The following is a 25,554-nucleotide window of genomic DNA, read 5'->3' on the forward strand; positions in this document are numbered from 1 at the left end:
ACACCCCCGGCACGGAGCCCGACATGTTGAGCAGCGAACTGAAAGCCTTCTATCAGGTGGCACAACTGGGCAGCATCACCCAGGCGGCGAAGAAGCTCGGCCTCAGCCAGCCGACGGTGACCACCCAGATCCGCCAGCTGGAGGCGCGCTACGGCATCGAGCTGTTCTACCGCGGCGGCCGCCGGCTGAGCCTCAGCGACGCCGGCGCCGCGCTGCTGCCCAGGGTGCGCGCGCTGCTGCAGCAGGAGGCCGACATCGAGTTCTTCCTGCGCAACAGCGGCCAGTTGCAGGGCAGCCTGCGCCTCGGCGCCACCGCGCCCTACTACGTGCTCGACCTGCTCAAGGGCTTTCGCGAGCGCCTGCCGCAGGTCGAGGTGGCGGTGCAGATCGGCAATTCCCAGGAAGTGCTGGAGGCGCTCGACGAGTTCCGCGTCGACCTCGCCGCCTCCTCGCAGCGCCTCGACGATCCGCGCCTGGTGCGCCTGGAGCTGGGTCGCGATCCGCTGGTGCTGGCGGTGCACCGCGAGCATCCGCTGGCGGCGCTGGGCAGCGTGCCGCTGGCCGCCCTGGCGCGGCACTGCCTGCTGATGCGCGAACCCGGCTCCACCACCCGCCAGCTGACCGAGCGCATGCTCGCGGAGGCCGGCGTGCGCCCGCAGGCGCTGCTGGAGATCGGCAGCCGCGAGTCGATCCGCGAGGCGGTGCTGCGCAACATCGGCGTCGGCATCATCGCCCGCCACGAGGTGCCGCACAGCCCGGAGCTGCGCGTGCTGACCCTGGAAGGCGCGCCCGAGATCGCCGAATACCTCTACTGCCTCAAGGAGCGCCGCCTGGCGCGCCTGCCGGCGGCCTTCCTCGCCGTGGCCCGCGAGTTCGCCGAACGAGCGGACTGACATCCCCGCTTCACAAAAATCCCGATACCTCCATCGGCAGCTTTTGCCCAACTGCCACAAGGCCTTAGCACACGCGCCCTAGCATGACCCTCGTCGAGTCATACCGCTCCACGAGGATCGCACCATGCACCCCATGCCCACCGCGCACCTGCGCGTCCACCAGTTGCGCAAGCGCTTCGGCGGCTTCACCGCCCTAGACGGCGTCTCCCTGGACATCGCCGCCGGCGAGCTGGTCTGCCTGCTCGGCCCTTCCGGCTGCGGCAAGACCACCCTGCTGCGCTGCGTCGCCGGCCTCGAACGCCAGGACGGCGGCGCCCTGTACATAGGCAGCCGCGACATCTCCACGCTGCCGCCGCAGGCCCGCGACTACGGCATCCTGTTCCAGTCCTACGCGCTGTTCCCCAACCTCACCGTCGAGCAGAACATCGCCTACGGCCTGGCCGGCAGCGAGCGCGAGGCGATCCGCGCACGGGTCGCGCAGATGCTCGAACTGGTCGGCCTCACCGGCAGCGAGAAGAAGTACCCCGGCCAGCTCTCCGGCGGCCAGCAGCAGCGCGTCGCCCTGGCCCGCGCGCTGGCACCGGCGCCCTCGCTGTTGCTGCTCGACGAGCCGATGTCGGCCCTCGACGCCCGCGTGCGCGAACACCTGTGCAGCGAGCTGCGCGCCCTGCAGCGCCAGCTCGGCATCACCACCCTGATGGTCACCCACAACCAGGACGAGGCCATGCTGATGGCCGACCGCATCGCGGTGATGAACCACGGGCGCGTCGAGCAGTACGCCACCCCGCGGGAGATCTACGCCAACCCGGCCAGCCCGTTCGTCGCCGAGTTCGTCGGCCAGGGCAACTGGCTGCCCTTCGAGCAGGCCGGCGACGGCTTCGCTCGGGTCGGCAGCCTCAGCCTGCGCCTACCGGTGGCGGCTCGCGCCGAGCGCGGCCGGCTGTTCTGCCGCCCGGAAGCCATCGTGGTCAACCCGACGGTGCACGAGCCGAACCTGTGCCGCGCGCAGATGCGCGAGATCACCTTCCTCGGCAACCGCTGCCGACTGAGCTTCGAACTGGACGAACTGCCCGGCCACGCCCTGCAGGCCGAGGTCGCCCCCGAGGCGCTGCCGCATCCGGCCGGCGAGCTGTGGGTCGCCCTGCCGCCGCACCGCCTGCAGGTGTTCGCCTGACATGCACAGCTCCCTCACCCTCCCCGCCGGCCGCGACGCCGGCCTGCGCTGCGCCCGCGCCGACCGCCTGTTCATCGACGGCGGCAAGTGGACGATGCTGGTCCTGCTGCTGCTCGCCGTACTGCTGCCGCTGACCGCCATGCTCTGGCGCGGCTTTGCCGGCGAGCCCGGCCAGGGCGGCGGTCTGGCCGCCGCCGCCGAGCTGCTGGCCAGCGCCAACTTCCGCTGGCTGCTCGGCAACAGCCTCAAGGTCGCGCTGACCGTGGCGCTGATCGTGGTGCCGCTGGCCTACCTGTTCGCCTACGCCCTGCAGCGCACGCTGATCCCGGCCAAGGGCCTGTGGCGCGGCATCTCCCTGCTGCCGCTGTTGGCGCCGTCGATGCTGCCGGGCATCGCGCTGATCTACCTGTTCGGCAACCAGGGGCTGCTGCGCGAGCTGCTGGACGACAACATCTACGGCTTCTGGGGCATCGTCCTCGGCGAGGCGATCTACACCTTCCCCCATGCCTTGATGATCCTGCTCTCGGCGTTGGCGCTGGCCGACGCGCGGCTGTTCGACGCCGCGGCGAGCATGGGCGCGAGTCCCTGGAAGGCATTCCGCAGCATCACCTGGCCGGGCAGCCGCCAGGGCGTATTCGCCGCCTTCTGTCTGGTGTTCACCCTGACCATCACCGACTTCGGCGTGCCGGTAGTGATCGGCGGCGACTACCAGGTGCTGGCGCTGGAGGCCTACAAGGCGGTGGTCGGCCAGCAGCAGTTCGGCCGCGGCGCGCTGATCGGCCTAGTGCTCTTGGTGCCGGCGCTGCTCAGCTTCGCGGTCGACGCCTGGCTGCGCCGCCGCCAGCGCGACGCCATGAGCGGCCGCGCTCAGGTGTTCCGCCCTGTGCCTGCGCCGCGCCGCGACGCCACTTTCCTCGCCGTGGTGATAGCCCTGTGCAGCCTGCTGCTCCTGGTGTTCGGCATGGCGGTGTACTCGTCGCTGGTCGCCTTCTGGCCGTACAACCTGTCGCTGTCGCTGCGCCACTACGCCTTCGCCGACCTGCCCGGCGGCTGGCAGCCGTACTTCAACAGCCTGCTGATGGCCTCCGCCAGCGCGCTGATCGGCGGTTTCCTGATCTTCACCGGCGCTTGGCTGCTGGAGAAGACCCGTCAGGACGCTCTCACCCAGGTCCTGCGCCTGCTGTGCTTCGTGCCGATGGCGGTGCCCGGTCTCGTGCTCGGCCTCGGCTACGTGTTCTTCTTCAACCTGCCGGGCAACCCGCTCGGCGGCCTGTACGGCAGCCTGCTGCTGCTCACCGTGTGCACCGTGGCGCACTTCCTGAGCACCGCGCAGATCACCGCCAGCACCGCGCTGCGCCAGCTCGACGGCGAGTTCGAGGCCGCCGCGCTGTCGCTGCGCGTGCCGCTGTTCCGCCACTACCTGCGCGTCACCCTGCCGCTGTGCCTGCCGGCGCTGCTGGACATCGTCCGCTACCTGTTCGTCTCGGCGATGACCACGGTGTCGGCGGTGATCTTCCTCTACAGCCCGGACAGCATGCTCGCCGCCATCGCCGTGCTGAACATGGACGACGCCGGCAACGTCGGCGGCGCCGCCGCCATGTCCACCCTGATCCTGCTCACCTCCGCCGCCGTGTCCCTGCTGCTGGCCGCCGCCTCGCGCGGGCTGCTGCGCCGCAGCCAGGCCTGGCGCCAGGACCCGAGCCACTGACTCACCCCCGGAGAACCCTCATGCACTATCAGACCCCCGACCGCCTGGAAGCCGCCATTCTCGACTGGGCCGGCACCGTGGTGGACTTCGGCTCCTTCGCGCCGACCCGCATCTTCGTCGAGGCCTTCGCCCAGTTCGACGTCGAGATCAGCCTGGACGAGGCCCGCGGCCCGATGGGCATGGGCAAGTGGGACCACATCCGCGCCCTGTGCGACCAGCCGGCCATCGCCGAACGCTTCCAGCGCCGCTTCGGCCGCCTGCCGAGCGACGCCGACGTCACCGCCCTCTACGAGCGCTTCATGCCGCTGCAGATCGCCAAGGTCGGCGAACACTCGGCGCTGATCCCCGGCGCGCTGGAGGCCATCGCCGCCCTGCGCGAACGCGGCCTGCGCATCGGCACCTGCTCGGGCTACCCGCGCGCGGTGATGGACAAGGTGGTCGAGCTGGCCGCCGCCGCCGGCTACCGCCCCGACCATGTGGTGGCCAGCGACGAGGTGCCGCGCGGCCGCCCCGGCCCGGCGCCGGCCCTGGCCAACGTGGTGGCGCTGGGCATCGAGCACGTCGGCGCCTGCGTCAAGGTCGACGACACCGCGCCGGGCATCCTCGAAGGCCACCGTGCCGGCATGTGGACCGTGGCGCTGCGCTTCTCCGGCAACTTCGCCGGGCTGACCTGGGACGAGTACCGGGCGCTCTCGCCCGCGCAGCGTGCCGCCGAGTGCCGGCGCCTCGACGCGCTGTTCGCGCCCTGCCGGCCGCACTACCTGATCGACACCCTCGCCGAGCTGCCGGCGATCGTCGACGCCATCGACCTGCGTCTGGCCCGCGGCGAACTGCCGGGCAGCGCCCGCTGAATTCCCTTCGCACAAGGAAATCCCCATGTTCAAACGTCTTGCCCTCGCCGTCGCCCTGGGCGCCGCCGCCCTGCAGGCCCAGGCCGCCACCGAGCTGACCGTCTACACCGCCCTGGAGGTGGAACAGCTCAAAGTCTACAAGGAAGCCTTCGAGAAGCAGCACCCGGACATCGAGATCCGCTGGGTGCGCGACTCCACCGGGATCATCACCGCCAAGCTCTTGGCCGAGAAGGACCGCCCGCAGGCCGACGCGGTCTGGGGTCTGGCCGCCTCCAGCCTGGCGATCCTCGCCCAGCACGACATGCTCGAAGCCTACGCGCCGCAGAACCTGCCCAACATCGACGCCAAGTACCGCGACGCCGCCAACCCGCCGGGCTGGGTGGGCATGGACGTGTGGGCCGCCACCGTGTGCTTCAACCGCGTCGAGGCCGAGAAGCAGGGCCTGCCCAAACCGACCCGCTGGGAAGACCTCACCGACCCGGTCTACAAAGGCAAGATCGTCATGCCCAACCCGGCCTCCTCCGGCACCGGCTACCTCGACGTCAGCGCCTGGCTGCAGACCTTCGGCGAGCAGCAGGGCTGGGCGTTCATGGACAAGCTGCACGAGAACATCGGCCAGTACACCCACTCCGGCTCCAAGCCGTGCAAGCTGGCCGCCGCTGGCGAGTTCCCGGTGGGCATCTCCTTCGAATACCCGGCCATCCAGCTGCAGCGCCAGGGTGCGCCGCTGGACATCGTGCTGCCCAAGGAAGGCCTCGGCTGGGAGGTGGAGGCCACCGCCATCCTCAAGGGCAGCGACGCCATGGATGCGGCGCGCAAGCTCGCCGACTTCTCCGCCAGCCCCGAGGCCATGCGCCTCTACAGCCACAACTTCGCCGTGCTCGCCCAGCCGGGCATCGCCCAGCGCATCAGCGAGCTGCCGGCCGACTACGAACAACGCCTGATCGCCAACGACTTCGCCTGGGCCGCCGAGGAGCGCGAGCGCATCCTCGCCGAATGGCGCCGGCGCTACGACGGCAAGTCCGAGAAACAGTGAGGAGAACCACCATGCACAACCGTTCCGACATCGCCATCGTCGGCGCCGGCATCCTCGGCCTGGCCCACGCCTTCGCCGCCGCCCGCCGCGGCCTCAAGGTCCGCGTCTTCGAACGCAGCGAGCGCGCCCTCGGCGCCTCGGTACGCAACTTCGGCATGGGCCTGATCACCGGCCAGGCGCCCGGCCCGATGCTCGACCTGGCCCGCCAGAGCCGGCCGATCTGGGCCGGCTGGGCCGAGGCGGCGGGCTTTGCGGTCAAGCGCGAAGGCTCGCTGCTGTTCGCCCGCAGCGAGGCCGAGGAGCAACTGATCGAGGCGTTCTGCGCCGGCCGCGCCCGCGAGCACGGCTACCGCGTCGAGCTGCTCGGCCGCGAGGCGCTGGGCGAGATCTACGGCGGACGCTTCCGCCACCACCGCGCCGCCCTGCACGGCTTCGACGACCAGCAGCTCTATTCGCGCGAGGCACTCCCGGCCATCGCCGCCTGGCTGGCCCGCGAGCACGGCGTGGAGTTCCACTTCTCCACCCTGGTGCGCGAGGTCGAGCCCGGCGTGCTGTACACCACCGCCGGGCGCTTCCAGGCCGGGCACATCCTGGTCTGTGCCGGCCACGACTACCTGACCCTGCTGGCCGACACCCTGCGCACCCTGGAACCGCAGGTCTGCCGCCTGCAGATGCTGCGCGTCGCCCCGCAGCAGTCCTTCGAGCTGAACCACGCGGTGCTCACCGGCCTGTCCGGCGTGCACTACGGCGCCTTCGCCGACCTGCCGGAGGCCGACGCGGTGCGCGCGCAGATCCGCCGCGAATGCCCGGCGCTGGAGCGCTTCGGCATCCACTTGCTGGTCAGCCCGACGCCCCACGGCGAGCTGATCATCGGCGACTCCCACGACTACGGCCAGGACGCCTCGCCGTTCAACGCCGAGGAAGTCGACAAGCTGCTGCTGGAACTGGCCGAGCACACCCTGGCCACTCCGCTGCGGGTGGTCGAGCGCTGGCAGGGCGTCTACGGCGGCCGCGGCCCGGGCCCCTTCTCGGTGACCCCGGCCGGCGAGGGCATCACCGCGGTGCTGATGCACACCGGCCTGGGCATGAGCGTCGGCCCGGCGCTGGGCGAGCGCACCGTCGCGGCGCTGCTGGGCGAGTGAGGGCGGGCGGGACTGCGGCGGCGCACATCCTCCCTGCGCCGCCCGGAGACTGCCGGGCCACTGCTTGAAGCCCCGCTGGCCGGGTGCCGATGGAGCCTCGGCACTTCTGGCTGCCAAACCACCGGGCAACGGCCTGCCGGGCATCGGGCAGGCCGTTGCCCGGCTTTTGCCGTACGGCACGGATCGCCGCCGACGTGTAACCGGCGAACCGCCGCACCAGTGCCCTGCGGAGTGCTCGGGCACCTTCTGCAGCGGTGCTCACCGCGCGCCGCCGAACACAGGCCGGGCGCGGTGCGCATCATGCAAATCGAGTAGGCGGCATCGTCCCGTGGAGTGCTCAAATCCGCCGCACCCCCTGCTCGCCGGTGCGCCGTGCCGTGGGCGCCCAGACCACCATCGGGAGGTCCTCCATCAACACCGACCCGCGTTACATCGTCTGGCTGCTCGACTTCCTGCAGAGCCAGGGCATCGACAGCGCGCAGTTGGCTCGCCGTCACCGGCTGGACCCCGCACGCCTGCTGGACGCCGATGCCACGGTCAGCACCGAGCGGCACCGCGCGCTGCTGCTCGATGCGCTGCAGCTGAGCGGCAACAGCGGTCTCGGCCTGCAACTGGGCATCCAGCGCTCGCTGGCCACTTTCGACCAGCTCGGCCACCTGATGATGAGCTGCGGCACCCTGCGCGAGGCGAGCCACGCCGGCCTGCGCTACCAGAACTACCCGGGGCGCTTCTCCGGGCGCTCGATCATCACCGCGTTCAGCGAGATCGAAGGCCAGGGCTGCTACCAGATCCACGCCAGGGACGATCTCGGCCCGCTGCGCCTGCTGGCGGTGGAGGACGTGCTCGGCAGCATCGTCGCCAGCTGTCGCTGGGTGCTGGGCCGCCCCCTGCCGGTTACCCGCCTGCGCTGCGACTTCCCCGCGCCACCCCATGCCGAGCAGTACCCCGCGGTGTTCGGCTGCCCGATCCAGTTCGACGCGCCGGCCACCCAGCTGTTCTTCGACGCCGCCGTGCTCGACCAGCCGCTGCCCCAGGCCAGCCCGCAGAGCGCCGCGCTGTACGCCAGCCTGTGCGAGCGGCGCAGCATCGAGCGCAACGGAGGCGAGGTGGCCTGGCGGCTGTCGCAGATGATCGCCGGGCAGATCGCCGAACCGCCGGATCTGACCGCCGCCGCCGAGGCCCTGCACTGCAGCCCGCGCACTCTCAGCCGCAAGCTGCTCGCCCAGGGCTGGCAGTACCAGCAACTGGTCGACCAGGTGCGCGAGATCCACGCCCGCCGGGCGCTCAGCGACCCGACCCAGAGCATCACCCGCATCGCCCAGCAGCTCGGCTACGCCGACAACTCGGGCTTCTTCCGCGCCTTCAAGAAGTGGACCGGGCTGTCGCCCAGCGCCTTCCGCGAGCGGCTGTTCGGCTGAACGTCGCGCGTCTGCGCCACGCCTCCCCTCGCCACCCCGCGCCACACCCTCAGCACCGCCCGCCAACATGGCCGGATCGGCCATCGAACTGTCCGCATCGGCAATGCCTGCACAGGCCCGGCAGCTCTAGCATCGACCGCACAACAAGAAGCCACTGGAGCACCATCATGCTGAAAACCGAGGGCATCAACGCCCATCTGCTGGAAAAATTCACCCCCAACCCCGGCGCGCGCCCGCTGCTGCCCGCGCTGAACGCCAAGGCGCAGGTCGCGCTGATGTGCCGGATGCTCAGGCGCGAGGGCTGGGACGACCACATCGCCGGGCACATCACCGTGCGCCAGAGCGACGGCACCATACTCACCAACCCCTGGGAGCTGGCCTGGGACGAGCTGCGCGCCAGCGACATCGTCACCCTCGACCGCCACGGCAAGGTCCTCGACAGCGACTGGAACGTCACCCCCGCCCTCGGCCTGCACCTGCAGCTGCACGAGCTGCGTCCCGACGCCAACGTGGTGATCCACAACCACGCCCGGTGGAGCGGCATCTGGGCCGACCTGCAGCAGGTGCCGCCGGTCTACGACCAGTCCGGTGCTTACTGTGGCGTCGAGCTGCCGCTGTACGACGACTACACCGGCACCTTCGAGAAGCAGCAAACCAGCCTGTCCGCCGCCGAGGCGCTGGGCGACGCCAAGTGGGCGCTGCTGGCCAACCACGGCGCGCTGGTGGTCGGCCGCGACCTGCGCCAGGCCCACCTGCGCGTCGTCACCCTGGAATGGCGCTGCCGCCGCGCCTACGAGGTCAAGCTGGCCGGCGGCGGTCGTCCGCTGGCCGACGCGGTGGTCGAACGCCTGGCGATGGCCGACGCCAACGGCTTCCCCTTCCTCTGGGAAGCCATGGCCCGCCGCGAGCTGCGCAACGATCCGTCCGTCCTCGAATAACGACAATAAGGAGAACAACCATGGGCCTCATCGTCACCCCCCTGAACAACGTCGGCGTCGAAGTCTCCGGCTTCGACATCAACGGCCCCTACAGCGAGGCGCTGCAGGCCGAGCTGAAGGCTCTGTGGTACGAACACGCCATCCTGCTGTTCCGCGACCAGGACATCACCCCGCAAAGCCAGATCCGCTTCAGCCGCCTGTTCGGCAAGCTGGAGATGCACCCGCTCAAGGTCACCACCTCCGACCAGTACCCGGAACTCTTCGTGCTGGAGAACAACGGCGCCAAGGACAGGTTCGCCACCGCCTTCTACCACGGCGAGGAAATCGTCGGCCGTCTCGACTGGCACATCGACCTGCACTACACCGGCCGCCCCAACCACGGCGCCGTGCTGACCGCCGTGGAGGTCGCCCGCGAAGACGGCATGACCGGCTTCGGCGACCTGGCCAAGGCCTTCGACGCCCTCGACGACCAGACCAAGGCGCTGCTGGAGAAGCTGGAGGTGGCCTACGCGTTCAGCATGCAGCGCCGCCACATGCGCTACGTCGACCTGGACGGCTACGTGCCAGGCCCCGGCCTGCCGAAGAAGCCCGCCGACATCGGCTTCCCCGACTTCGCCGATGCGGTCTACCCGGCGGTGGTCACCCACCCGGTCAGCGGCCGCAAGATACTTGGCGTGGTCGAGCAGTTCCTCGACCGCATCATCACCCCGCAGCGCTTCGGCCTGTGCAACGACGAGGCCATCGAACTGCTCGAACGCCTGGTGGCGCATACCCGCAAGCCGGAATTCCACTACTTCCACCCGTGGCGCCAGGGCGACATGGTCCTCTGGGACAACTGGCGCGCCATGCACTGCGCCACCGGCACCAAGCCCGGCGTGCGCCGGGTGATCAACCGCACCACCATCGAGGGGGATCGGATGCTGGGGCGGGTGTTGAGCGGGGAGTGACAGCAGCGTCTACTGCCCAAGGCCAGCGGCGTGGAGGTGCTGCGCTACCTGATGCAGGAGCATGGCCTGACCCAGGCCGACCTGCCCGAGGTGGGCGCACAGTCGGTCATTTCCGAGATCCTTGGCGGCAAGCGCCAGCTCAATGTCCGCCATATCCGCGCACTGTCCGAGCGTTTTGGCGTGCCTGCCGACGTGTTTTTCTGAGGCCGCACACGCGCCTGTGCCGCTCGGGACGAAACTCCCCGAGCGCCCCACCGATCAGCGGCCGCGCGCCTCAAGTACTGCGGAGCCCAAACAGGAAATCGCAACACTCCGATAAAGCCGCAGCCACTCGGCGCATCGCCAGAAAACCCGTAGATATCCGTAAAACATGCACAGCGGGCTTCAGGCCTGACGCCCAACATGGACACTATCGCGCCAATGCCGCCTGTCCGGCGCACCTAAAAAAACGCCGCCCGCTGCATGCACAGCGGACGGCCAAAGGGCGACTCTCAGCGCTCTTACATGTACAACACGACCAGATCGTTGATCACCGCCGGGCGTTCGCTGCCGACCACGTGGATGTTCAGCTCCAGGGTCAGCTGGGTGCCGCGCTTGCCGATCTCCACGGCCTTGACCCGGCCGCGGGCGTGGATGCGCGAGCCGGCCGGCACCGGGCTGGGGAAGCGCAGGCGGTCGGAGCCGTAGTTGACCATGTTGGTGAAGCCGACGATCTCGTGCTCGAACGGCACCTTGAGGCGCGACATCAGCACCTGGACCAGCGCGCCGTGGACGATGGTGCCGCCGAACGGGCCCTGCTTGCGGGCGCGTTCCGGGTCGGTGTGGATCCAGTAGTCGTCGCCGGACAGCCTGGCGAACTCGTCGATCAGCGCCTGATCGACGACGAACTGGTTGCTCCACTCCGTGAACTGGTCGCTGACCAGCGCGTGCAGGGCCTCGGCGTCGTCGACGCGGATCTGCCGGCGCGGCGCCTGTTCCTCGACCTGCTCCACGGCCTGCTGCTCGTCGAAGCGGCGCGGGGCCACGTCCTTGTCGAGGCCGGTGAAGCGCAGCAGGGTTCGGCCTTCGGCGTCGACGGTGTCGAACACCGGCTTGAGGCGCATGCCGACCTTGATCTCGTCCTCGGCAAGGCCGACCAGGGTGGTGTTGATCCGCACGCCCTCGTCCAGCTCGACCACGGCGAGCTTCTGCGGCGCCTCGTCGGCGAAGTCCGGCAGGGTCGGGATGCGCGCCACGGTGAAGCTGTACAGCGTGCCGCTGCCGGAAACATCCTGCCATTTCAGGTCGTGGGAGTAGCAGCGGTCGCAGTGGCGGCGCGGGTAGAAGACCCAGTGGCCGCAGGCCTGGCACTGCGGGATGGTCAGGCGCTGCTCCTTGAGGCCAGCCCAGAACGGCGCCGAGATTTCCGTCGGCACGGGCATCGGTTTGTTGGTCGACATCTCGCTCATGCTCCCTGAAGAATCAGTGCGCCCTGCTCGCTCATCACGCCGCCGGTACCGGAGACGTAGACGTTGTCGCAGCGGGTGAGCTGGCGGTCGCCGGCGCGGCCGGCGATCTGGTGGAAGGCCTCGATGACCTGCGACATGCCGCCGGCCGAGCCGGCCTGGCCGAAGCTAAGCTGGCCGCCGTGGGTGTTCATCGGGAAGTCGCCGCGCCAGGTCAGGTCGTGCTCGCGGACGAAGCGCATGCCCTCGCCCTTGGGCGCGAAGCCGGCGTCTTCCAGGGTCAGCAGCACGGTGATGGTGTAACAGTCGTAGATCTGCGCCGCGTGCATGTCGGCGGGCTTGAGGCCGGCCATGGCGAAGGCGCGGTCCGAGGCCGGGCCGACCGGGGTGCGGGTCATGTCGCTCGCGTAGGACGGCGACTTGAACTCCAGGTGCTCGCCGAAGCCGGTGACCACCGCGCCGCGGTTGCGCGCGCGGGCGGCGACTTCCTTGGAAGCGACGATCAACGCCGCGCCGCCGGCGACCGGCATGACGATCTCCAGCACATGCAACGGGTCGGCGACCTTCTTGCTGGCCAGCACCTGTTCCACGGTGAGCGGCTGGCCGTAGAACATGGCATCGGGGTTGAACTGGGCGTTGAAGCGCTGATCGACGGCGATCTTGGCCATCGCTTCGGCGTCGTAGCCGTACTGGGCGGCATAGCGCTGGGCGATCATCGCGTAGCCGGTGTTCTGGCCCATGTGCCCGTAAGGCAGGTCGAACTCCGCCTCGGGCGCGCCGAAGGCGGTGCTGTGGCCGCCGAAGCGCATGGCGCGGGCCATCCAGCTCGGGTCCTCGTCGGGGCCGAAGGGAGCCATGCGCGCCGGCAGCACGCAGAGCACCGCCTGGCACAGACCCAGTTCGATGGCGGCGGCAGCGCGCCAGACCATGCCCACCGAGGTGCAGCCGCCCAGATCGACGACTTCGGCGAAGTTGAGCTTCATGCCCAGGTATTCGGCGGCCATCGCCGGGACGAACACCGAGGCCTCGTGGAACTGCGGGCCGTTGATCACCAGACCGTCGAGGTCCGAGGCCTGCAGGCCGGCGTCGGCCAGGGCGCGCGCGGCGAGGTCGGCCACCTGTTCCAGATGGAACATGCGCGGCGCGCTGGCGTACTTCTCCGGTTTGTACTGGGCCGCTCCGACGATGGCGGCGTTGCCTTTGAGTCCCATGGTTGTCTCCACTGGTGCGGGGCGCTCGATGAGCCGTGACATGCGGCCACTATGGCGCGCATGTCGACGGCTCGAATCGTTCAAACCGAGTAGGCCGCACGGAGGAGCCCGCAGGCTCCGCCGTGCCGCGCCTCAGAACGAGTACTTGGCGGACAGGGTGGCGTAGTCGCGGTCGGCCAGCTGGCGGCGGATCGGGTCGGCCTCGCCGAGGAAGGCGTTGTAGGCCAGCGCCACTTCCAGGTTGCCCATGTACTTGAAGGTGGTGCCGACGGTCAGGCGCTTGTCGCCCTGGGCGCCGGAGATGGTGCCGGACATCGGCGTGGCGCCCTCGACCACATGGGAGAAGCGCACCGGCACGTCCAGGTCCCAGCCGGTGAACACGCCCGGGTAGTTGAACACGCCGACCAGCGAGTAGGCGGTGGCCGTCTTGCTCTTCCACGCCGTGGCGGTCTTGAAGCTGTAGTCGTCGGCGCCGTTGAGCGTCTCCACGTCGTCGACCCGCTGGTGCACCACCTCGCCCATGAAGGTGGTCTGGCTGGCCCACGGGCGGTCGCCGAGGATGCGCATGAACGACAGCTGCATCTGCTGGCCCTTGCCCTTGGTCGGCTGCGGGCCGCCGGCGGTAAGTACGTTCACCGGCGCGCCGTCGCGGTACGACCATTCGCCGCCGATCTGGGTGTCGCCGACCTTGGTGGAGAAGCTCACGCCGGTGAGGTGGATGTCCTCGAAGTAGTTGACCCGGTAGCTGCGCGGGATGCCCCCGACTGAGCTGATGTCGATGCCGGACGGGTTGCGGTCGTGGTAGTTGATGCGGAACAGCGACAGCTCCAGATCGGCGGTCGGCCGGTAGCGCATCTGCAGGCCCCACTGGCCGCTGTCGCGCGGCTCATTGGTACCCGCGTAGGTAGCCTGCTGGATGCCCATGCCGAACCTGGTCAGGTCAACCAGCAGCATCTCGCGACCGGGGCCGGTGACGTCGCTGGTCGACAGGTAGCTGCCGACCGGCGCCAGTTCGTTGCCTTTCCACTCGTACTGCACGTAGCCGCCGAAGGTGAACGCCTCGTTGAGGCTCCACTGCGCGGACACCTGGCCGACCGGCAGCAGCACTTCCTTGGTCTCGATACCCGGCAGCGAGGACTTGACCACGTCGACCGGTCCCTGGGCACCGGAGACACCCGGGAAGATCAGGCTCTCGCCCCAGGACACCACATGGCGGCCGGCCTTGAGGTCGATGTTCTGGCCATCGTCGGTGCGCCAGCCACCGAACAGGTAGGCATCGAGGATGCGGCTGCGGCCGCCGCTGTAGTACTTGGCGTCGCTGCTGAACTCGTCGTGGGCACCGGACTTGTTGACGGTGGCCGGCGAGTCGTTGTCGTTGCGTCCGTGGTAGGCGTCGTCATAGAAGGTGCTAGCGCGCAGCACCGCGCCGAAGTTGTCCCTGTGCAGGATCAGCTCGGCCAGCGCACCGACCCGGTGGGTCACCAGGCTGCCCTTGTCGAAGTTGCGGTTGCCGTCGTCCGCGTTGAGGCCCAGCAGCGCATCGTCCGGCGACTCGGTGCGCATGCCGATGCCGTAGCTGGTGGTGAGCGTCCAGTCCAGGGTGAAGCCGTTGTCGAATTCGATGGACTCGCCGGCGTGCGCCGCGCCGCTGGCCAGGGCGATGGCGATGGCGGCGGCGAGGCCCAGGAGCGGGAAGCGCTGGGCAACCAGAGTCTTGCAACGAACATTGTTGTTATTGTGCATGCTGCTTTTCTCCAAATGACGGCCAACCGGCCGCGTCGAGTTTCCTGGCAACGCCGGCCGGCCCGCCTCGTCAGAACAGACTAGGCAGACCGGCCGGCGCGTCTTGCGGCCGGGCGCGGCGGTAGCGGTACACGCCCGCCACCGTCTCGCGCACCAGCAGTCCCTCGGTGACGAGGTAATTGGTGTGGGCCAGCGTCTCGCCGATGGCCATCAGCTCGTCGAAGCGGCTCTTCAGCCGCGGGAACAGCTCGACCATCAGCTCGGCCGCCGTGCACGGCTCGCTGCAGCGCTCCAGGGTCTGGTCGAGATGCTGGCGGTGATGGGCGCGCAACTGCGCGAGGCGCAGGTGCAGGCCGAAGAACGGCCGCTCGTGGGCCGGCAGCACCAGCAGGCCGTCGGGCAGCGCGGCCAGCCGGTCGAGGGAAGCCAGCCAGTCGCGCAGCGGGTCGCCGTCCGGCTCGTCGACGTTGACGCCGACCGTCGAGGTGATGCGCGGCAGCACCTGATCGCCGGAAATCAGCAGGCCGTCCTCGGCGCTGAGCAGGCAGGCGTGCTCGGGCGAGTGACCGCGGCCGAGCACCACCTGCCAGCGCCGGTCGCCGATGGGCAGCACGCTGCCCTCCCTGAGGCGGCGGAAGGCGCTCGGCACGCGCGGCCGGAAGTGCGCCGCGCGGACCATCGGCAGGAAGGCGGCCGAATCCTCCGCCGCCAGCCCGGCCTGGCGATAGAACTGGTGAAAGGCCCAGTCCGGCTCGTCGCTGCGCGGCGGCGCGACATGCAGCGCCTGGTACTCGGCGTGGGTCATGTACACCGGGCAGCGGAAGCGTTCGGCCAGCCAGCCGAGCAGGCCGCTGTGGTCGTAGTGGAAGTGGGTGCAGATCAGCGCCAGCAGCGGCCGGCCCTCCAGCACGCCGCCCAGCACCGCCTCCCACACCGCGCGGCTCTGCTCGGTGTTCAGGCCGGTGTCGACCGCCACCCAGCCATCGCCATGGCGCAGCAGGTAGAGGTTGATGTGATCGAGGCCGAAGGGCAGCGGCATGCGCAGCCAGAGCACGCCGGGCGCCACCTCCAGGGTCTCGCCGGGGGCCGGCGGCGCCACCCAGGGAAAGCGCAGGCCGGCACGCAGTTCGTGGCCGTTGGCGTCGAGTTCAACCATGGGAATCACCGAAGGGCGCCAGGCCGATGGCCGCCAGCGCCTCGGCCGAATACGGCCGGTAGGTGCCGGCGCCGTCGTCGCGCAGGTACAGCGGATCGGCGAAATTCGCCGGGTCGTAGCCCTGGCGCTGCAGGTCGACCTTGCGCAGCTTGAAGGTGCTGGTCAGGTCGGCGGCGGCCGACACGCGCACGAACACCGGCGCGGCGTAGCGCGGCAGACGCGCCTCGGTCAGCGCGTAGAAGCTGTCCGGATCGAACTGCTGGCCGTCCTGCATCAGCACCGCCGCCATGCCGGCGCGGCCCTCCTGCCCCGGCACCTGCACGCCGTAGATGTTGATCAGCTCCAGGCCCGGATAGTCGGCCAGTGCGTCGGCCACCTCCAGGGTCGAGACGTTCTCGCTCTTCCAGCGGAAGGTGTCGCCGATGCGGTCGACGAAGTAGAAGTAGCCGTCCTCGTCGTAGCGCAGCAGATCGCCCGAGCTCCAGTAGGCGTCGCCCTTCTGGAACACGTCGCGGAGGATCTTCTTCTCGGTGGCCTCGGCCGAGGTGTAACCCTCGAAGCGGCCGCCGCCGATGTCCGGGTGGTCGACGATGTAGCCGATGGCCTCGCCCACCTCGCCCGGCTGGCACAGCAGGTAGAAGCCGTTGGCGTCGCGCGGGTGCGACTCGCTTTCCACGTCGAAGCGCACCAGGCGGAAGTTGGTCTTCTCCCAGTAGGGCACGCGGCCGCAGGAGCCGATGCGGTTGTCGACGTTGATCAGGTTGGTGTTGGCCTCGGTGGAGCCCCAGCCCTCGAAGATCTGTACCTCGCCGAAGCGCTCCACCCAGCGCTGCCAGGACTCCGGCGACAGGCCGGCGCCGAGCATGGCGCGCAGGCTGTGCTCGCGGTCGCGCGCATCTTCCGGCAGGTTGAGCAGGTAGCGGCAGATCTCGCCGATGTACTGGCAGATGGTGATGCCGTGGTTGCGCACGTCGCTCCAGAACTCGCGCACGCTGAAGCGCCGGCGCACCACGATGGCGGCGCCGACCTTGAGCGCGGTGGAGGTCACCGAGGTGGCCGCCGCGCCGTGATAGAGCGGCAGGCAGCAATAGAAGACGTCGTCCGGGGTGGCCTCCAGGGTCTCTACCATCACGTCGCCCGAACTCATCCAGCGCATGTGGCTGTAGCGCGCCGCCTTGGGCAGGCCGGTGGTGCCGGAGGTGAAGATCAAGAGGCTCGGCGTCTCGGCGCTGATGCCTTCGCGCAGCTCGCGCGGCGGCGCCTGGCGCGGGGCGGCCGCCACCTCGGCGGCGAAGCCTTGGTCGGTGAGCGCGCGCAGCTCGACACCCGCCGGCTTCTCGGCATCCGGCACCAGCCACAGCGGCACCGCCGGCAGGTTCTCGGTGGCGGCGAAGTTGGCCAGGCATTCCTCGCCGGCCAGCACGGCGCGCGCGCCGGTGGTTTCCAGGGCATGGGCCAGCGGCTTGCCGCTGACGTGGGTGTTGAGCGGCGCCACCACCACGCCGAGCTTGACCAGGCCGAACCAGGCGAAGAAGAACTCCGGGCGGTTCTCCAGCGCCAGCGCGCAGACGTCGCCGGCCTTGAGGCCACGGGCCAGAGCGGCGTGCGCCACCTGGTTGGCGCGCGCGTCCACCTCGGCGTAGCTGTAGCGCTCGCCACCGTAGATCAGCAACGGCCGCGCGGCCAGGCGCTGCGCCTGCTCCTCCAGACGGTCGCCGATGGTGTAGGGATCGCGCGGCTTGATCAGCGCGCTGGCCGCGGCGCGGCGGTCGAGGCGCGCCTGGGTGACCTCGCGGGGCACCGGGGCGGCGTCCAGCGCGGCCACGGTCTGGGCTTGGATGGGATCGTTCATCTTGTTGTTGTTCCCCTGATGGATTCGAGGTTCGCCGGGCTCAGCTCGCCGGCACCGGCCAGCGCGGGTAGTCGAGGTAGCCGCGCGGCCCCGGCGTGTACAGCGAGCCGCGGTCGAAGCCGGCCAGCGGCGCGTTGACCCGCAGGCGCTCGGCCAGGTCCGGGTTGCCGATGTAGTGGCGGGCGAAGGACACCGCCTCGCCCTGCCCGCTCTCGATGGCGCGGGCCGCGCTGTGGCCGTCGAAGCCGTCGTTGAGGATCAGTGCGCCGGGGAAGTGCTCGCGGGCCAGGGCGAAGGCGTCCAGCCCCGGCACCGGCGCGCGCATCACGTGCAGGAAGGCCAGTCCCAGCGGGGCGATGGCGTCGAGCAGCGCCGCGGCGGTGGCGGCCGGGGCGCTGTCCTCGCTGTCGTTGTAGGGGTTGCCGGGGCAGATGCGCAGGCCGACGCGGCCCGGGCCGATGGCCTCGGCCATGGCGGCAAGCACCTCGGCGGGGAAGCGCACGCGGTTTTCCAGGCTGCCGCCGTACTCGTCGCTGCGCTTATTGCTGCCCTCGGCCATGAACTGCATCGGCAGGTAGCCGCTGGTGCAGTGCAGCTCGACGCCGTCGAAGCCGGCGGCGCGGGCGTTGCGCGCGGCCTGGGCGAACTCGGCGATCACCTCGCGGACCTGCGCGGTGCTCAGCGCCACCGGCTCGTCGGTGTCGACCATGCCGGCGGCGTCGCTGTACAGCTGGGTGCGCGCGCGCAGCGCCGAGGGCGCCACGGTCGGCGCGCCGGCCGGCTTGTTGTGGTGGCTGGCGACCCGGCCGACGTGCATCAGCTGCAGGACGATGCGCCCGCCGGCGGCATGCACCGCCTCGGTGACGCCGCGCCAGGCGGCGATCTGCGCGGCGTTGTAGATGCCCGGGGTGCGGCAGTAGCCGAGGCCGGCGGCCGAGGGCGCGGTGCCTTCGGCGACGATCAGGCCGGCGCTGGCGCGCTGGGCGTAGTACTCGACCATGTCGAGGGTCGGCATGCCGTCGGCGCCGGCGCGGCTGCGGGTCATCGGCGCCATCACCACGCGGTTGGCCAGTTCGATATCGCCCAGACGCAGGGGTTGGAACAACGGATTCATGGTCGTCTCCTCAGCGCACGCGGATCTTCGGCGCGCCGGCACCGCGGCGCAGGGTGGCGAGGAAGCCTTCCAGCGGCGCCGGCGCGGCGACTTCGGGCAGGCTTTCCTTGTCCGGGCGCGCGGCCCAGAACTCGTTCCAGGAGGGGAACAGGTCGTGGAAAGTGCCGTGATAGGGCTCGCGGCCGGGCCAGCGCATCTTGCGCTGGCCGATCGGCGGCTTGTTCAGGTCGGTGGCGTACCAGTAGCAGGGCAAGCGGCGGCGGAAGTACCAGCGCCCGTCGATGCGCTCGTAGTCGTCCCAGTAGAGCATCTGCATGATCACCCACTCCGGGCCGGTCTCGTGCTCGTTCTTCGAATACACCACGCCGGTGGCATGGTCGGCGTCGACGAACTCGATGATGTGCTGGCCGAGGTGGTGCGAGGTGCCGTCGAACTGGTTGCGCAGGGTGTCGTCGAGCCAGTTCTTGAGGTGGGCGCGGCCGACCTTGTCGCGGCCGACGCGGATGTCCGGGGCGAACAGGTTGACGTGGGCGTCGAGGTCGCGCATGTCCAGCGACAGCGAATACTTGCCGGCCAGCTGGCGGATTTCCTCGATGGATTCGAGGCGGTCCAGGCGCGCGGCGAGGCTATTGTTGTTGTCCATTCGGATTGCCCTTGCTGCGGGTGGTTCGGCCCCGCGGGCGGCGCTCGACGCCACGCGCGGGGTGTGGGCGCGCGGCGTCAGTCGAGCACGGTGTAGAGGTCGGAGCTGCGCCCGCCGTCCACGGTCAGGCAGGCGCCGGTGACGTAGGAGGCTTCGTCGGAGGCGAGGAACAGGATGGCGTTGGCCAGCTCCACCGGCTCGCCGACCCGGCGCAGCGGGATCATCTTCTCGGTGTTGGCGCGCGCCTTGTCGTCGGCGAGCATGCCGGCGGTGGCCGGGGTGGCGACCACGCCGGGGATCACCACGTTGCAGCGAATCTTGGCGGCGGCGCCCTCGGAGGCGGCGGCGCGGCTGAAGTTGATCACCGCGGCCTTGGCCGCCGAGTAGCCGGCCATCCAGGCGGTACCGAACAGGCCGCAGATCGACGCCAGGTTGACGATGGCGCCGCCGCCCTGCTGCTGCATGATGCGCATCGCGGTGCGGGTGCCCCAGAAGGTGCCGTCGACGGTGGTGGCGAAGTTGCCGTGCCAGGTGTCGGTCTCGGTGGCGGTGATGGCGCCCCAGCTGTAGGCCATGGCGTTGTTGACCAGGATGTCGAGGCGGCCGTGACGCTGCGCGGCGGCCTCGATGGCGGCGACGAAGGCCTGCTCGTCGCTGACGTCGGCGACCACGCATTCGGCATTGCCGCCCTTGTCGCGGATCGCCGCGACCACCGCCTCCAGCGGCTCGGCGCGGCGGCCGCAGATGACCACGGTGGCGCCTTCCTCGGCGAAGCGGTGGGCGGTGGCCTCGCCGATCCCCGAGCTGCCGCCGGTGATGAAGGCGACCTTGTTCTGCAGACGTGCTGTCATCGTTGCTCTCCCTCTCAGATGAAGGCCATGCCGCCGTTGACGGCGATGTTCTGGCCGGTGATGAAGCTGGCGTCGTCGCTGGCCAGGAAGGCCGCCACGGCGGCGATCTCGGACGGCTCGCACATGCGGCCGAGCGGGATGGCCTTGACCATGCTCTGCATCCAGTCGTCGGGAATGCCGGCCATCATCGGGGTGTTGGTCGGGCCGGGGACGATGGTGTTGACGCGAATCTGGCTGGCGGCCAACTCGCGGGCCAGGCTGCGGGTCAGGCCCATCACCCCGGCCTTGGAGGCGCAGTAATGACTCGGCCCCTCGCCGGAGAGAGCGGCGGTGCTCGACAGGTTGACGATCACCCCGCCCTGGCCGCTCTGGTGCATCAGGCGCGCGGCCTCGCGGCTGCACAGGAACACGCCGGTGAGGTTGACGCCGATGACCCGCTGCCAGTGCTCGTCGGGGGTGTCGAGGAAGGCGTCGACCGAACCGACGCCGGCGTTGTTGACCAGCACGTCGAGGCGGCCGAAGCGCTCGACCACGGTGGCCATGGCCGCGGCCACCGTGGCGCCGTCGGCGACGTTGCAGGCCAGTGCCAGGGCACTGCCGCCGGCCAGCCCTTCGATGCTCTCGCGCGCGGCGTCCAGATTGATGTCCGCCGCTACCACAACGGCGCCCTCCTCGGCGAAGCGGCGCACCATCGCCCGCCCCATGCCCTGCCCTGCTCCGGTGACGAAGGCCACCTTGTTCACCAGCTTCATGTGCGTTCTCCCGCAAGCGAAATTCCGTCGCGGCGGGGAACTCCCGCGGCGACCACGGGGCTCATGATTGGCGGCGCACCACGGATCAACATCGTCCGATAAGACGATGCCCATGACCGGGGCAAGGCGGAGCATCGCGCTCATCCTTCGCAGAACAACAACAAGAGGAACTGCCCGTGAACCCACCTGCGCGTGTCACCTGGCGAACCCATTACGCCCTCGGCGTGCTGACGATCATCTACGTGTTCAACTACATCGACCGGCAGCTGATGGCGATCCTCATCGAGCCGGTGAAGGCCGAGTTCGGCATCTCCGACACCCAGGTCGGCCTGCTCTCCGGGCTGACCTTCGCGGTGTTCTACACCCTGTTCGGCTTCCCGCTCGGCCGGCTCTCCGACCGCATCGGCCGCAAGCCGGTGATCGCCCTGTCGTGCATCGCCTGGAGCGCCATGACCATGCTCTGCGGCCTGGCCGGCAGCTTCCTGTTCCTGGTGCTGGCGCGCATCGGCGTGGCCATCGGCGAGGCCGGCGGCACCGCACCGTCGATGGCGATGGTGTCCGACCTCTACCCGCCACGGCGCCGCTCCACCGCCCTGTCGGTGCTGATGCTCGGCTCCAGCCTCGGCGCGATCTTCGGCCTTGGCCTCGGCGGCTGGGTGGCCCAGCATTACGGCTGGCGCACCGCCTTCGTGGTGATCGGCGCGCCGGGCATCTTCCTCGGCCTGCTGCTGTGGGCCACGGTGCGCGCCCCCAAACCGGCGGCGCCAGCCATCGCGCCGGCCGGCACCGCGCAGGAAAGCTGGCTGCAGACCCTCGGCCTGCTGCTGCAGACTCCGGGCTTCCTGTGGATCGTGCTGACCGGTTCGGCCGCCGCCATCGCCGGCTATGCCATCGGCACCTGGGCGCCGAGCTTCCTGATCCGCTCCCACGGTCTGTCGCTGCAGGAGGCCGGCATTCTGGTCGGCGTGGTCGGCGGCACCTGCTCGGCCATCGGCACGGTCACCTGCGGCTGGCTCACCGACCGCATGGTGCGCCGCGATGCCGGCTGGCAGATCGGCGTGCCGCTGCTCGGCACCCTGCTCAGCATCCCCTTCGGCCTGGCCTGCTTCCTCTGGCCGCAGGGCGTGGCTTTCGAGGCCTTCGGCATCGCCGTGCCGCTGGCCTTCCTGTTCTACATCCCGTTCGGCTTCTTCGGCACCTGGTGGGCGACGCCCTGCCTGGGCGCGATCAGCCACCTGTTCCCGGCCACCCGCCTGGCCCAGGCCACCGCGATCTTCGTGATGGGCATGACCCTGCTCGGCGTCGGCCTCGGCCCGCTGGTCACCGGCATGCTCAGCGACTACTTCACCCCCATCGCCGGCAGCGAGGCGCTGCGCTACTCGCTGGCCGCCTCGATGTCGCTGCTGGTGCTCGCCGCGCTGTTCCTCGCCATCGCCCTGCCGCGCTACCGCCGCCAGCTGCTCGGCCAGCCCTCGCCTTCCAGCGCTGTCCACGGCGCCACCACCGCTACCGCCTGATCAGGAGATCGCCATGTCCGCACAAGACCTTCCGCTGCCCCTCGGCCACTTCGCCACCCTGCCCGAAGGCCTGCGCCTGCACTACCTCGACGAGGGCCAGGGACCGGTGGTGCTCTGGCTGCACGGCAGCGGCCCCGGCGCCAGCGGCTACAGCAACTTCAAGGGCAACTACCCGCTGTTCGCCGCCGCCGGCTACCGCAACATCGTCCTCGACCTGCCCGGCTTCGGCCGCTCGGACAAGCCCGAGGACACCGAGTACTGCCTGGAATTCTTCGTCGCCGCGCTGAACGCCTTCCTGAGCACCGTCGGCATCGAGCGCTGCACCCTGGTCGGCAACTCGCTGGGCGGCGCCATCGCCCTCGGCCAGGCGCTGGCCCACCCGGCCACCGTCGAGAAGCTGATCCTGATGGCCCCGGGCGGCCTCGAAGAGCGCGAAACCTACTTCCAGATGGAAGGCATCCAGCGCATGGTCGAGGTCTACAGCGCAGGGCCGATGGGCGTCGAGGAAATGCGCCAGGTGATGACCCTGCAGCTGTTCGACCCGAGCCTGCTCGACGATACCCTGCTGGCTGAACGCGCCGCGGTGGCCGCCACCCAGCCGCGCAGCCTGTTCGCCGGCATGCGCGTGGCCAACATGACCGAACGCCTCGGCGAGCTGACCTGCCCGGTGCTGGCCTTCTGGGGCACCGTCGACCGCTTCAACCCGGTCGGCGGCGCGCTCAAGCTGCTGGACAACGCCCCGCAGGCGCGCTGCCTGCTGCTCAACCGCTGCGGCCACTGGGTGCAGGTCGAGCACACCGAACTGTTCAACCGCACCTGCCTCGACTTCCTCGGCGAAGCCTGAACAATCGCGCCGGGGCGGCGGCGTCGCTCCGGCCAGCTAGGGACGATCCTTCGATGACCCACTATCCCCACCTGCTCGCCCCCGGCCGCATCGGCCAGCTCGAACTGCGCAACCGCATCGTCATGGCGCCGATGGGCTCCAACTTCGCCGAGGCCGACGGCCACTGCGGCGAACGCATCCAGGCCTACTACGAGGCGCGCGCCGCCGGTGGCGCGGGCCTGCTGATCATGGGCGTATGCTCCATCGCCTACCCGGCCGGCACCGCCGAGCCCTACCAGGTCGGCGTCTCCAGCGACGACTTCCTGCCCGGCCTGTCCGCCCTGACCGCTCGCGTGCACAAGCACGGCGCCAAGATCGCCATGCAGCTGCAGCACGCCGGCAAGGTCGCGGTGCGCGACATGGCCGAGGGCCGGCCGATCTGGGTGCCGTCGATCCCGCCGGCAGTCAACACCAACATGATGGCGGCGCTGACCCGCGAGGAGCTGAGCACCTTCGTCAGCTCCAGCAAGCGCCGCGAGGGCGGCGCCGCGATCCGCGTGATGGACCAGGCCGACATCGCGCAGATGGTCGAGTGGTTCGCCGCCGCCGCCGAGCGCGCCCAGCGCGCCGGCTTCGACGGCGTGGAGATCCACGCCGCGCACAACTACATCATCGCCGGCTTCCTCTCCGCCTATTACAACCAGCGCGACGACGAATACGGCGGCCCGCTGGAGAACCGCGCGCGCCTGCTGCTGGAGGTGCTCGCCGCGGTGCGCGCACGGGTCGGCGCCGACTTCCCGGTGTGGCTGCGCCTGGACGCCTACGAGCTGCGCACCCCCGGCGGCATCACCCTGGAGGACGCCAAGACGGTGGCGGTGATGGCCGAAGGCGCCGGCGCCGACGCGGTCAGCGTGTCGGCCTACGCCGCGGTCACCGAGGGCGTGGCCTTCACCGAGGCGCCGCTGGTGCACCAGCCGGGCGGCTACCTGGAGTGGGCGGCGGCGATCCGCAAGGAAATCGACATTCCGGTGATCGCCGTCGGCCGCGTCGAGCCGGAAGCCGGCGACCAGTCCATCGCCCAGGGGCGCTGCGACTTCGTCGCCATGGGTCGCAAGCTGCTGGCCGACCCGGAGCTGCCCAACAAGCTGATCGCCGGCCGCCCGCAGGACTTGCGCCCGTGCATCTACTGCTATGCCTGCGTCAGCCAGATATTCATCAACCAGCGGGTCAAATGTGCGGTCAACCCGCGCACCGGCCACGAGGCCGAGCTGGTCATCGCCCCGGCGGCCACGCCGCGCCATGTGGTGGTGGTCGGCGGCGGCCCGGCCGGCATGGAGGCGGCGCGGGTCGCCGCGCTGCGCGGTCACCGCGTCACCCTGCTGGAGCGCAGCGACCGCCTGGGCGGCACGCTGTTCTTCGCCGCCCTCGCCTACGCCGAGAACGGCCGCCTGCTCGATCATCTGGTCGAGCAGGTACGCAACCTGCCGATCGAGGTGCGCTACAACAGCGAGGCCACCCCGCAGCTGCTGCGCGAGCTGGGCGCCGACACGGTGCTGGTCGCCACCGGCGCACGGCGCGCCGCGCCGGCCATTCCCGGCGCCGAGCAGGATCACGTGTGGAGCGGCGACGAGCTGCGCCGCCTGCTCACCGGCGACCGCGCCGAGGAGATCGCCAAGCGCAAGCTGTCGCTGACCCAGCGGGCGATGATGAAGGCCGGCAGCCTGGTCGGCGTCACCGACTCGACCGCCGCCATGCAGAAGCTGTCCCACGTGTGGATGCCGCTGGGCAAGCGCGTGGTCATCGTCGGCGGCGGCCTGGTCGGCCTGGAGCTGGCCGAGTTCCTCATCGAGCGCGGTCGCGAGGTCTGCGTGCTGGAAAGCGGGCCGAGCCTCGGCCGCGAGCTGGCCATCGTGCGCCGCTGGCGGGTGCTGCACGGCTTGCAGGAGCACCAGGCGCAACTGCTCACCGGCGTCGAGGTCCAGTCCATCGGCCGCAACAAGGTCAGCTATGTCAGCGCCGAGGGCGTCACCGTGGAAGTTGCGGCCGACTCGGTGGTCCTGGCCATCGGTGCCGAACCGGACGACAGCCTGGCCCGCGAGCTGGCCGCCGCCGGCCTGCCCGTCAGCAGCATCGGTGACTGTGAGCAGATCGGCTACATCGAAGGCGCCATGGCCTCGGGCCTGCGCGCCGGCTGCGCGGTCTGAGCCAGCGGACGCTGCGGGTTCGCCCGCAGCGTCCGCTTCACTTCCCCAATCGCATGAGTGCTCAACCCCCTGTAGGGGCGAATTCATTCGCCTTGCCGGGGTGTTTTGGCGAATAAATTCGCCCCTACAAGCCGGG

Annotated in this window: 21 protein-coding genes and 1 pseudogene; 13 read left to right on the forward strand and 9 right to left on the reverse strand. The window is 70.1% G+C overall.

Translation table 11 applies throughout. From position 1 onward, the window contains the following. The first annotated feature begins 23 nt into the window (after window positions 1–23). From BLU22_RS12915 to BLU22_RS15335, 10 genes and pseudogenes are all read left to right on the forward strand, one after another. Window positions 24–893 (forward strand): LysR substrate-binding domain-containing protein, encoded by an 870-nt coding sequence (locus BLU22_RS12915; RefSeq protein WP_090215256.1) that lies wholly within the window; start codon window positions 24–26, stop codon window positions 891–893. Window positions 894–1,017: 124 nt separating this feature from the next. Then, the gene (locus tag BLU22_RS12920; protein ID WP_394327528.1) at window positions 1,018–2,067 is read left to right on the forward strand and encodes a putative 2-aminoethylphosphonate ABC transporter ATP-binding protein; all 1,050 of its coding nucleotides are present in this window, start codon (window positions 1,018–1,020) and stop codon (window positions 2,065–2,067) included. A gap of 1 nt (window position 2,068) precedes the next feature. Continuing rightward, window positions 2,069–3,775: a putative 2-aminoethylphosphonate ABC transporter permease subunit gene (locus BLU22_RS12925; RefSeq protein ID WP_090215259.1), complete on the forward strand. Its 1,707-nt coding sequence runs from the start codon at window positions 2,069–2,071 to the stop codon at window positions 3,773–3,775. A 20-nt stretch (window positions 3,776–3,795) separates the two neighbouring features. Then, window positions 3,796–4,626: a phosphonoacetaldehyde hydrolase gene (gene phnX, locus BLU22_RS12930; RefSeq protein ID WP_090215261.1), complete on the forward strand. Its 831-nt coding sequence runs from the start codon at window positions 3,796–3,798 to the stop codon at window positions 4,624–4,626. Window positions 4,627–4,651: 25 nt separating this feature from the next. Next, window positions 4,652–5,662 carry a putative 2-aminoethylphosphonate ABC transporter substrate-binding protein gene (locus BLU22_RS12935; protein ID WP_090215264.1) on the forward strand — a complete coding sequence of 337 codons (1,011 nt, stop codon included), beginning with the start codon at window positions 4,652–4,654 and terminating at the stop codon, window positions 5,660–5,662. An 11-nt stretch (window positions 5,663–5,673) separates the two neighbouring features. Next, entirely contained in the window at window positions 5,674–6,804 is a 1,131-nt protein-coding gene (locus BLU22_RS12940; protein WP_090215266.1) for a TIGR03364 family FAD-dependent oxidoreductase, read from the forward strand. A 377-nt stretch (window positions 6,805–7,181) separates the two neighbouring features. Beyond that, entirely contained in the window at window positions 7,182–8,222 is a 1,041-nt protein-coding gene (locus tag BLU22_RS12945; protein WP_197676754.1) for an AraC family transcriptional regulator, read from the forward strand. A 167-nt stretch (window positions 8,223–8,389) separates the two neighbouring features. Then, a complete protein-coding gene (locus BLU22_RS12950) occupies window positions 8,390–9,160 on the forward strand; it encodes a class II aldolase/adducin family protein (protein ID WP_090215268.1) in 771 nt (256 codons plus the stop codon). A 20-nt stretch (window positions 9,161–9,180) separates the two neighbouring features. Next, window positions 9,181–10,107, forward strand: coding sequence for a TauD/TfdA dioxygenase family protein (locus BLU22_RS15330; RefSeq protein WP_090215269.1), 927 nt, complete (start codon window positions 9,181–9,183; stop codon window positions 10,105–10,107). 12 nt (window positions 10,108–10,119) lie between these two features. Then, window positions 10,120–10,311: pseudogene (locus BLU22_RS15335) on the forward strand (helix-turn-helix domain-containing protein); the annotation flags it as partial. 296 nt (window positions 10,312–10,607) lie between these two features. Here the strand turns inward: BLU22_RS15335 and BLU22_RS12965 are convergent. The 9 genes from BLU22_RS12965 to BLU22_RS13005 all read right to left on the reverse strand — a co-directional run bounded on the left by BLU22_RS12965 (window position 10,608) and on the right by BLU22_RS13005 (window position 20,874). Further along, window positions 10,608–11,546 carry a bifunctional OB-fold nucleic acid binding domain-containing protein/MaoC family dehydratase gene (locus tag BLU22_RS12965; RefSeq protein ID WP_090216465.1) on the reverse strand — a complete coding sequence of 313 codons (939 nt, stop codon included), beginning with the start codon at window positions 11,544–11,546 and terminating at the stop codon, window positions 10,608–10,610. A 5-nt stretch (window positions 11,547–11,551) separates the two neighbouring features. Beyond that, on the reverse strand, window positions 11,552–12,763 hold the full coding sequence (locus BLU22_RS12970) for a thiolase family protein (RefSeq protein ID WP_090215272.1): 1,212 nt from the start codon (window positions 12,761–12,763) through the stop codon (window positions 11,552–11,554). A 132-nt stretch (window positions 12,764–12,895) separates the two neighbouring features. Further along, window positions 12,896–14,506 (reverse strand): DUF1302 domain-containing protein, encoded by a 1,611-nt coding sequence (locus BLU22_RS12975; protein ID WP_090215274.1) that lies wholly within the window; start codon window positions 14,504–14,506, stop codon window positions 12,896–12,898. A 70-nt stretch (window positions 14,507–14,576) separates the two neighbouring features. After that, window positions 14,577–15,662, reverse strand: coding sequence for an MBL fold metallo-hydrolase (locus tag BLU22_RS12980; RefSeq protein WP_090215276.1), 1,086 nt, complete (start codon window positions 15,660–15,662; stop codon window positions 14,577–14,579). Further along, on the reverse strand, window positions 15,655–17,514 hold the full coding sequence (locus tag BLU22_RS12985; protein WP_090215279.1) for a long-chain-acyl-CoA synthetase: 1,860 nt from the start codon (window positions 17,512–17,514) through the stop codon (window positions 15,655–15,657). Before BLU22_RS12985 ends, BLU22_RS12980 begins: the two co-directional genes overlap by 8 nt. Window positions 17,515–17,554: 40 nt before the next feature. Next, the gene (locus BLU22_RS12990; RefSeq protein WP_090215282.1) at window positions 17,555–18,628 is read right to left on the reverse strand and encodes an alkene reductase; all 1,074 of its coding nucleotides are present in this window, start codon (window positions 18,626–18,628) and stop codon (window positions 17,555–17,557) included. 10 nt (window positions 18,629–18,638) lie between these two features. Continuing rightward, the gene (locus tag BLU22_RS12995) at window positions 18,639–19,271 is read right to left on the reverse strand and encodes a nuclear transport factor 2 family protein (protein WP_090215283.1); all 633 of its coding nucleotides are present in this window, start codon (window positions 19,269–19,271) and stop codon (window positions 18,639–18,641) included. Between the two features lie 77 nt (window positions 19,272–19,348). Then, window positions 19,349–20,122 (reverse strand): SDR family NAD(P)-dependent oxidoreductase, encoded by a 774-nt coding sequence (locus tag BLU22_RS13000; RefSeq protein WP_090215285.1) that lies wholly within the window; start codon window positions 20,120–20,122, stop codon window positions 19,349–19,351. 14 nt (window positions 20,123–20,136) lie between these two features. Next, window positions 20,137–20,874, reverse strand: coding sequence for an SDR family NAD(P)-dependent oxidoreductase (locus tag BLU22_RS13005; RefSeq protein ID WP_090215287.1), 738 nt, complete (start codon window positions 20,872–20,874; stop codon window positions 20,137–20,139). A gap of 176 nt (window positions 20,875–21,050) precedes the next feature. Here BLU22_RS13005 and BLU22_RS13010 point away from each other — a divergent pair, with 176 nt between their 5' ends. From BLU22_RS13010 to BLU22_RS13020, 3 genes are read left to right on the forward strand one after another with little or no spacing between them, the layout of a single operon-like run. Continuing rightward, on the forward strand, window positions 21,051–22,391 hold the full coding sequence (locus tag BLU22_RS13010) for a spinster family MFS transporter (protein WP_090215289.1): 1,341 nt from the start codon (window positions 21,051–21,053) through the stop codon (window positions 22,389–22,391). 13 nt (window positions 22,392–22,404) lie between these two features. After that, the gene (locus BLU22_RS13015; protein WP_090215294.1) at window positions 22,405–23,235 is read left to right on the forward strand and encodes an alpha/beta fold hydrolase; all 831 of its coding nucleotides are present in this window, start codon (window positions 22,405–22,407) and stop codon (window positions 23,233–23,235) included. A 53-nt stretch (window positions 23,236–23,288) separates the two neighbouring features. Continuing rightward, window positions 23,289–25,418 (forward strand): FAD-dependent oxidoreductase, encoded by a 2,130-nt coding sequence (locus BLU22_RS13020; RefSeq protein ID WP_090215296.1) that lies wholly within the window; start codon window positions 23,289–23,291, stop codon window positions 25,416–25,418. Window positions 25,419–25,554 lie beyond the last annotated feature (136 nt).

Source organism: Pseudomonas guangdongensis, from assembly GCF_900105885.1.
Lineage (GTDB): Bacteria > Pseudomonadota > Gammaproteobacteria > Pseudomonadales > Pseudomonadaceae > Geopseudomonas > Geopseudomonas guangdongensis.

Bases quoted from the DNA above. Each gene is read 5' to 3' on its own strand.
- BLU22_RS12985 (WP_090215279.1), bottom strand. From the start codon at position 17,514: ATGAACGATCCCATCCAAGCCCAGACCGTGGCCGCGCTGGACGCCGCC.
- BLU22_RS12915 (WP_090215256.1), top strand. From the start codon at position 24: ATGTTGAGCAGCGAACTGAAAGCCTTCTATCAGGTGGCACAACTGGGC.
- BLU22_RS15330 (WP_090215269.1), top strand. From the start codon at position 9,181: ATGGGCCTCATCGTCACCCCCCTGAACAACGTCGGCGTCGAAGTCTCC.
- BLU22_RS12980 (WP_090215276.1), bottom strand. From the start codon at position 15,662: ATGGTTGAACTCGACGCCAACGGCCACGAACTGCGTGCCGGCCTGCGC.
- BLU22_RS12965 (WP_090216465.1), bottom strand. From the start codon at position 11,546: ATGTCGACCAACAAACCGATGCCCGTGCCGACGGAAATCTCGGCGCCG.
- BLU22_RS12975 (WP_090215274.1), bottom strand. From the start codon at position 14,506: ATGCACAATAACAACAATGTTCGTTGCAAGACTCTGGTTGCCCAGCGC.
- phnX (WP_090215261.1), top strand. From the start codon at position 3,796: ATGCACTATCAGACCCCCGACCGCCTGGAAGCCGCCATTCTCGACTGG.
- BLU22_RS12940 (WP_090215266.1), top strand. From the start codon at position 5,674: ATGCACAACCGTTCCGACATCGCCATCGTCGGCGCCGGCATCCTCGGC.
- BLU22_RS13015 (WP_090215294.1), top strand. From the start codon at position 22,405: ATGTCCGCACAAGACCTTCCGCTGCCCCTCGGCCACTTCGCCACCCTG.
- BLU22_RS12970 (WP_090215272.1), bottom strand. From the start codon at position 12,763: ATGGGACTCAAAGGCAACGCCGCCATCGTCGGAGCGGCCCAGTACAAA.
- BLU22_RS13020 (WP_090215296.1), top strand. From the start codon at position 23,289: ATGACCCACTATCCCCACCTGCTCGCCCCCGGCCGCATCGGCCAGCTC.
- BLU22_RS13000 (WP_090215285.1), bottom strand. From the start codon at position 20,122: ATGACAGCACGTCTGCAGAACAAGGTCGCCTTCATCACCGGCGGCAGC.
- BLU22_RS12950 (WP_090215268.1), top strand. From the start codon at position 8,390: ATGCTGAAAACCGAGGGCATCAACGCCCATCTGCTGGAAAAATTCACC.
- BLU22_RS12995 (WP_090215283.1), bottom strand. From the start codon at position 19,271: ATGGACAACAACAATAGCCTCGCCGCGCGCCTGGACCGCCTCGAATCC.
- BLU22_RS12935 (WP_090215264.1), top strand. From the start codon at position 4,652: ATGTTCAAACGTCTTGCCCTCGCCGTCGCCCTGGGCGCCGCCGCCCTG.
- BLU22_RS12925 (WP_090215259.1), top strand. From the start codon at position 2,069: ATGCACAGCTCCCTCACCCTCCCCGCCGGCCGCGACGCCGGCCTGCGC.
- BLU22_RS13005 (WP_090215287.1), bottom strand. From the start codon at position 20,874: ATGAAGCTGGTGAACAAGGTGGCCTTCGTCACCGGAGCAGGGCAGGGC.
- BLU22_RS12990 (WP_090215282.1), bottom strand. From the start codon at position 18,628: ATGAATCCGTTGTTCCAACCCCTGCGTCTGGGCGATATCGAACTGGCC.
- BLU22_RS12920 (WP_394327528.1), top strand. From the start codon at position 1,018: ATGCACCCCATGCCCACCGCGCACCTGCGCGTCCACCAGTTGCGCAAG.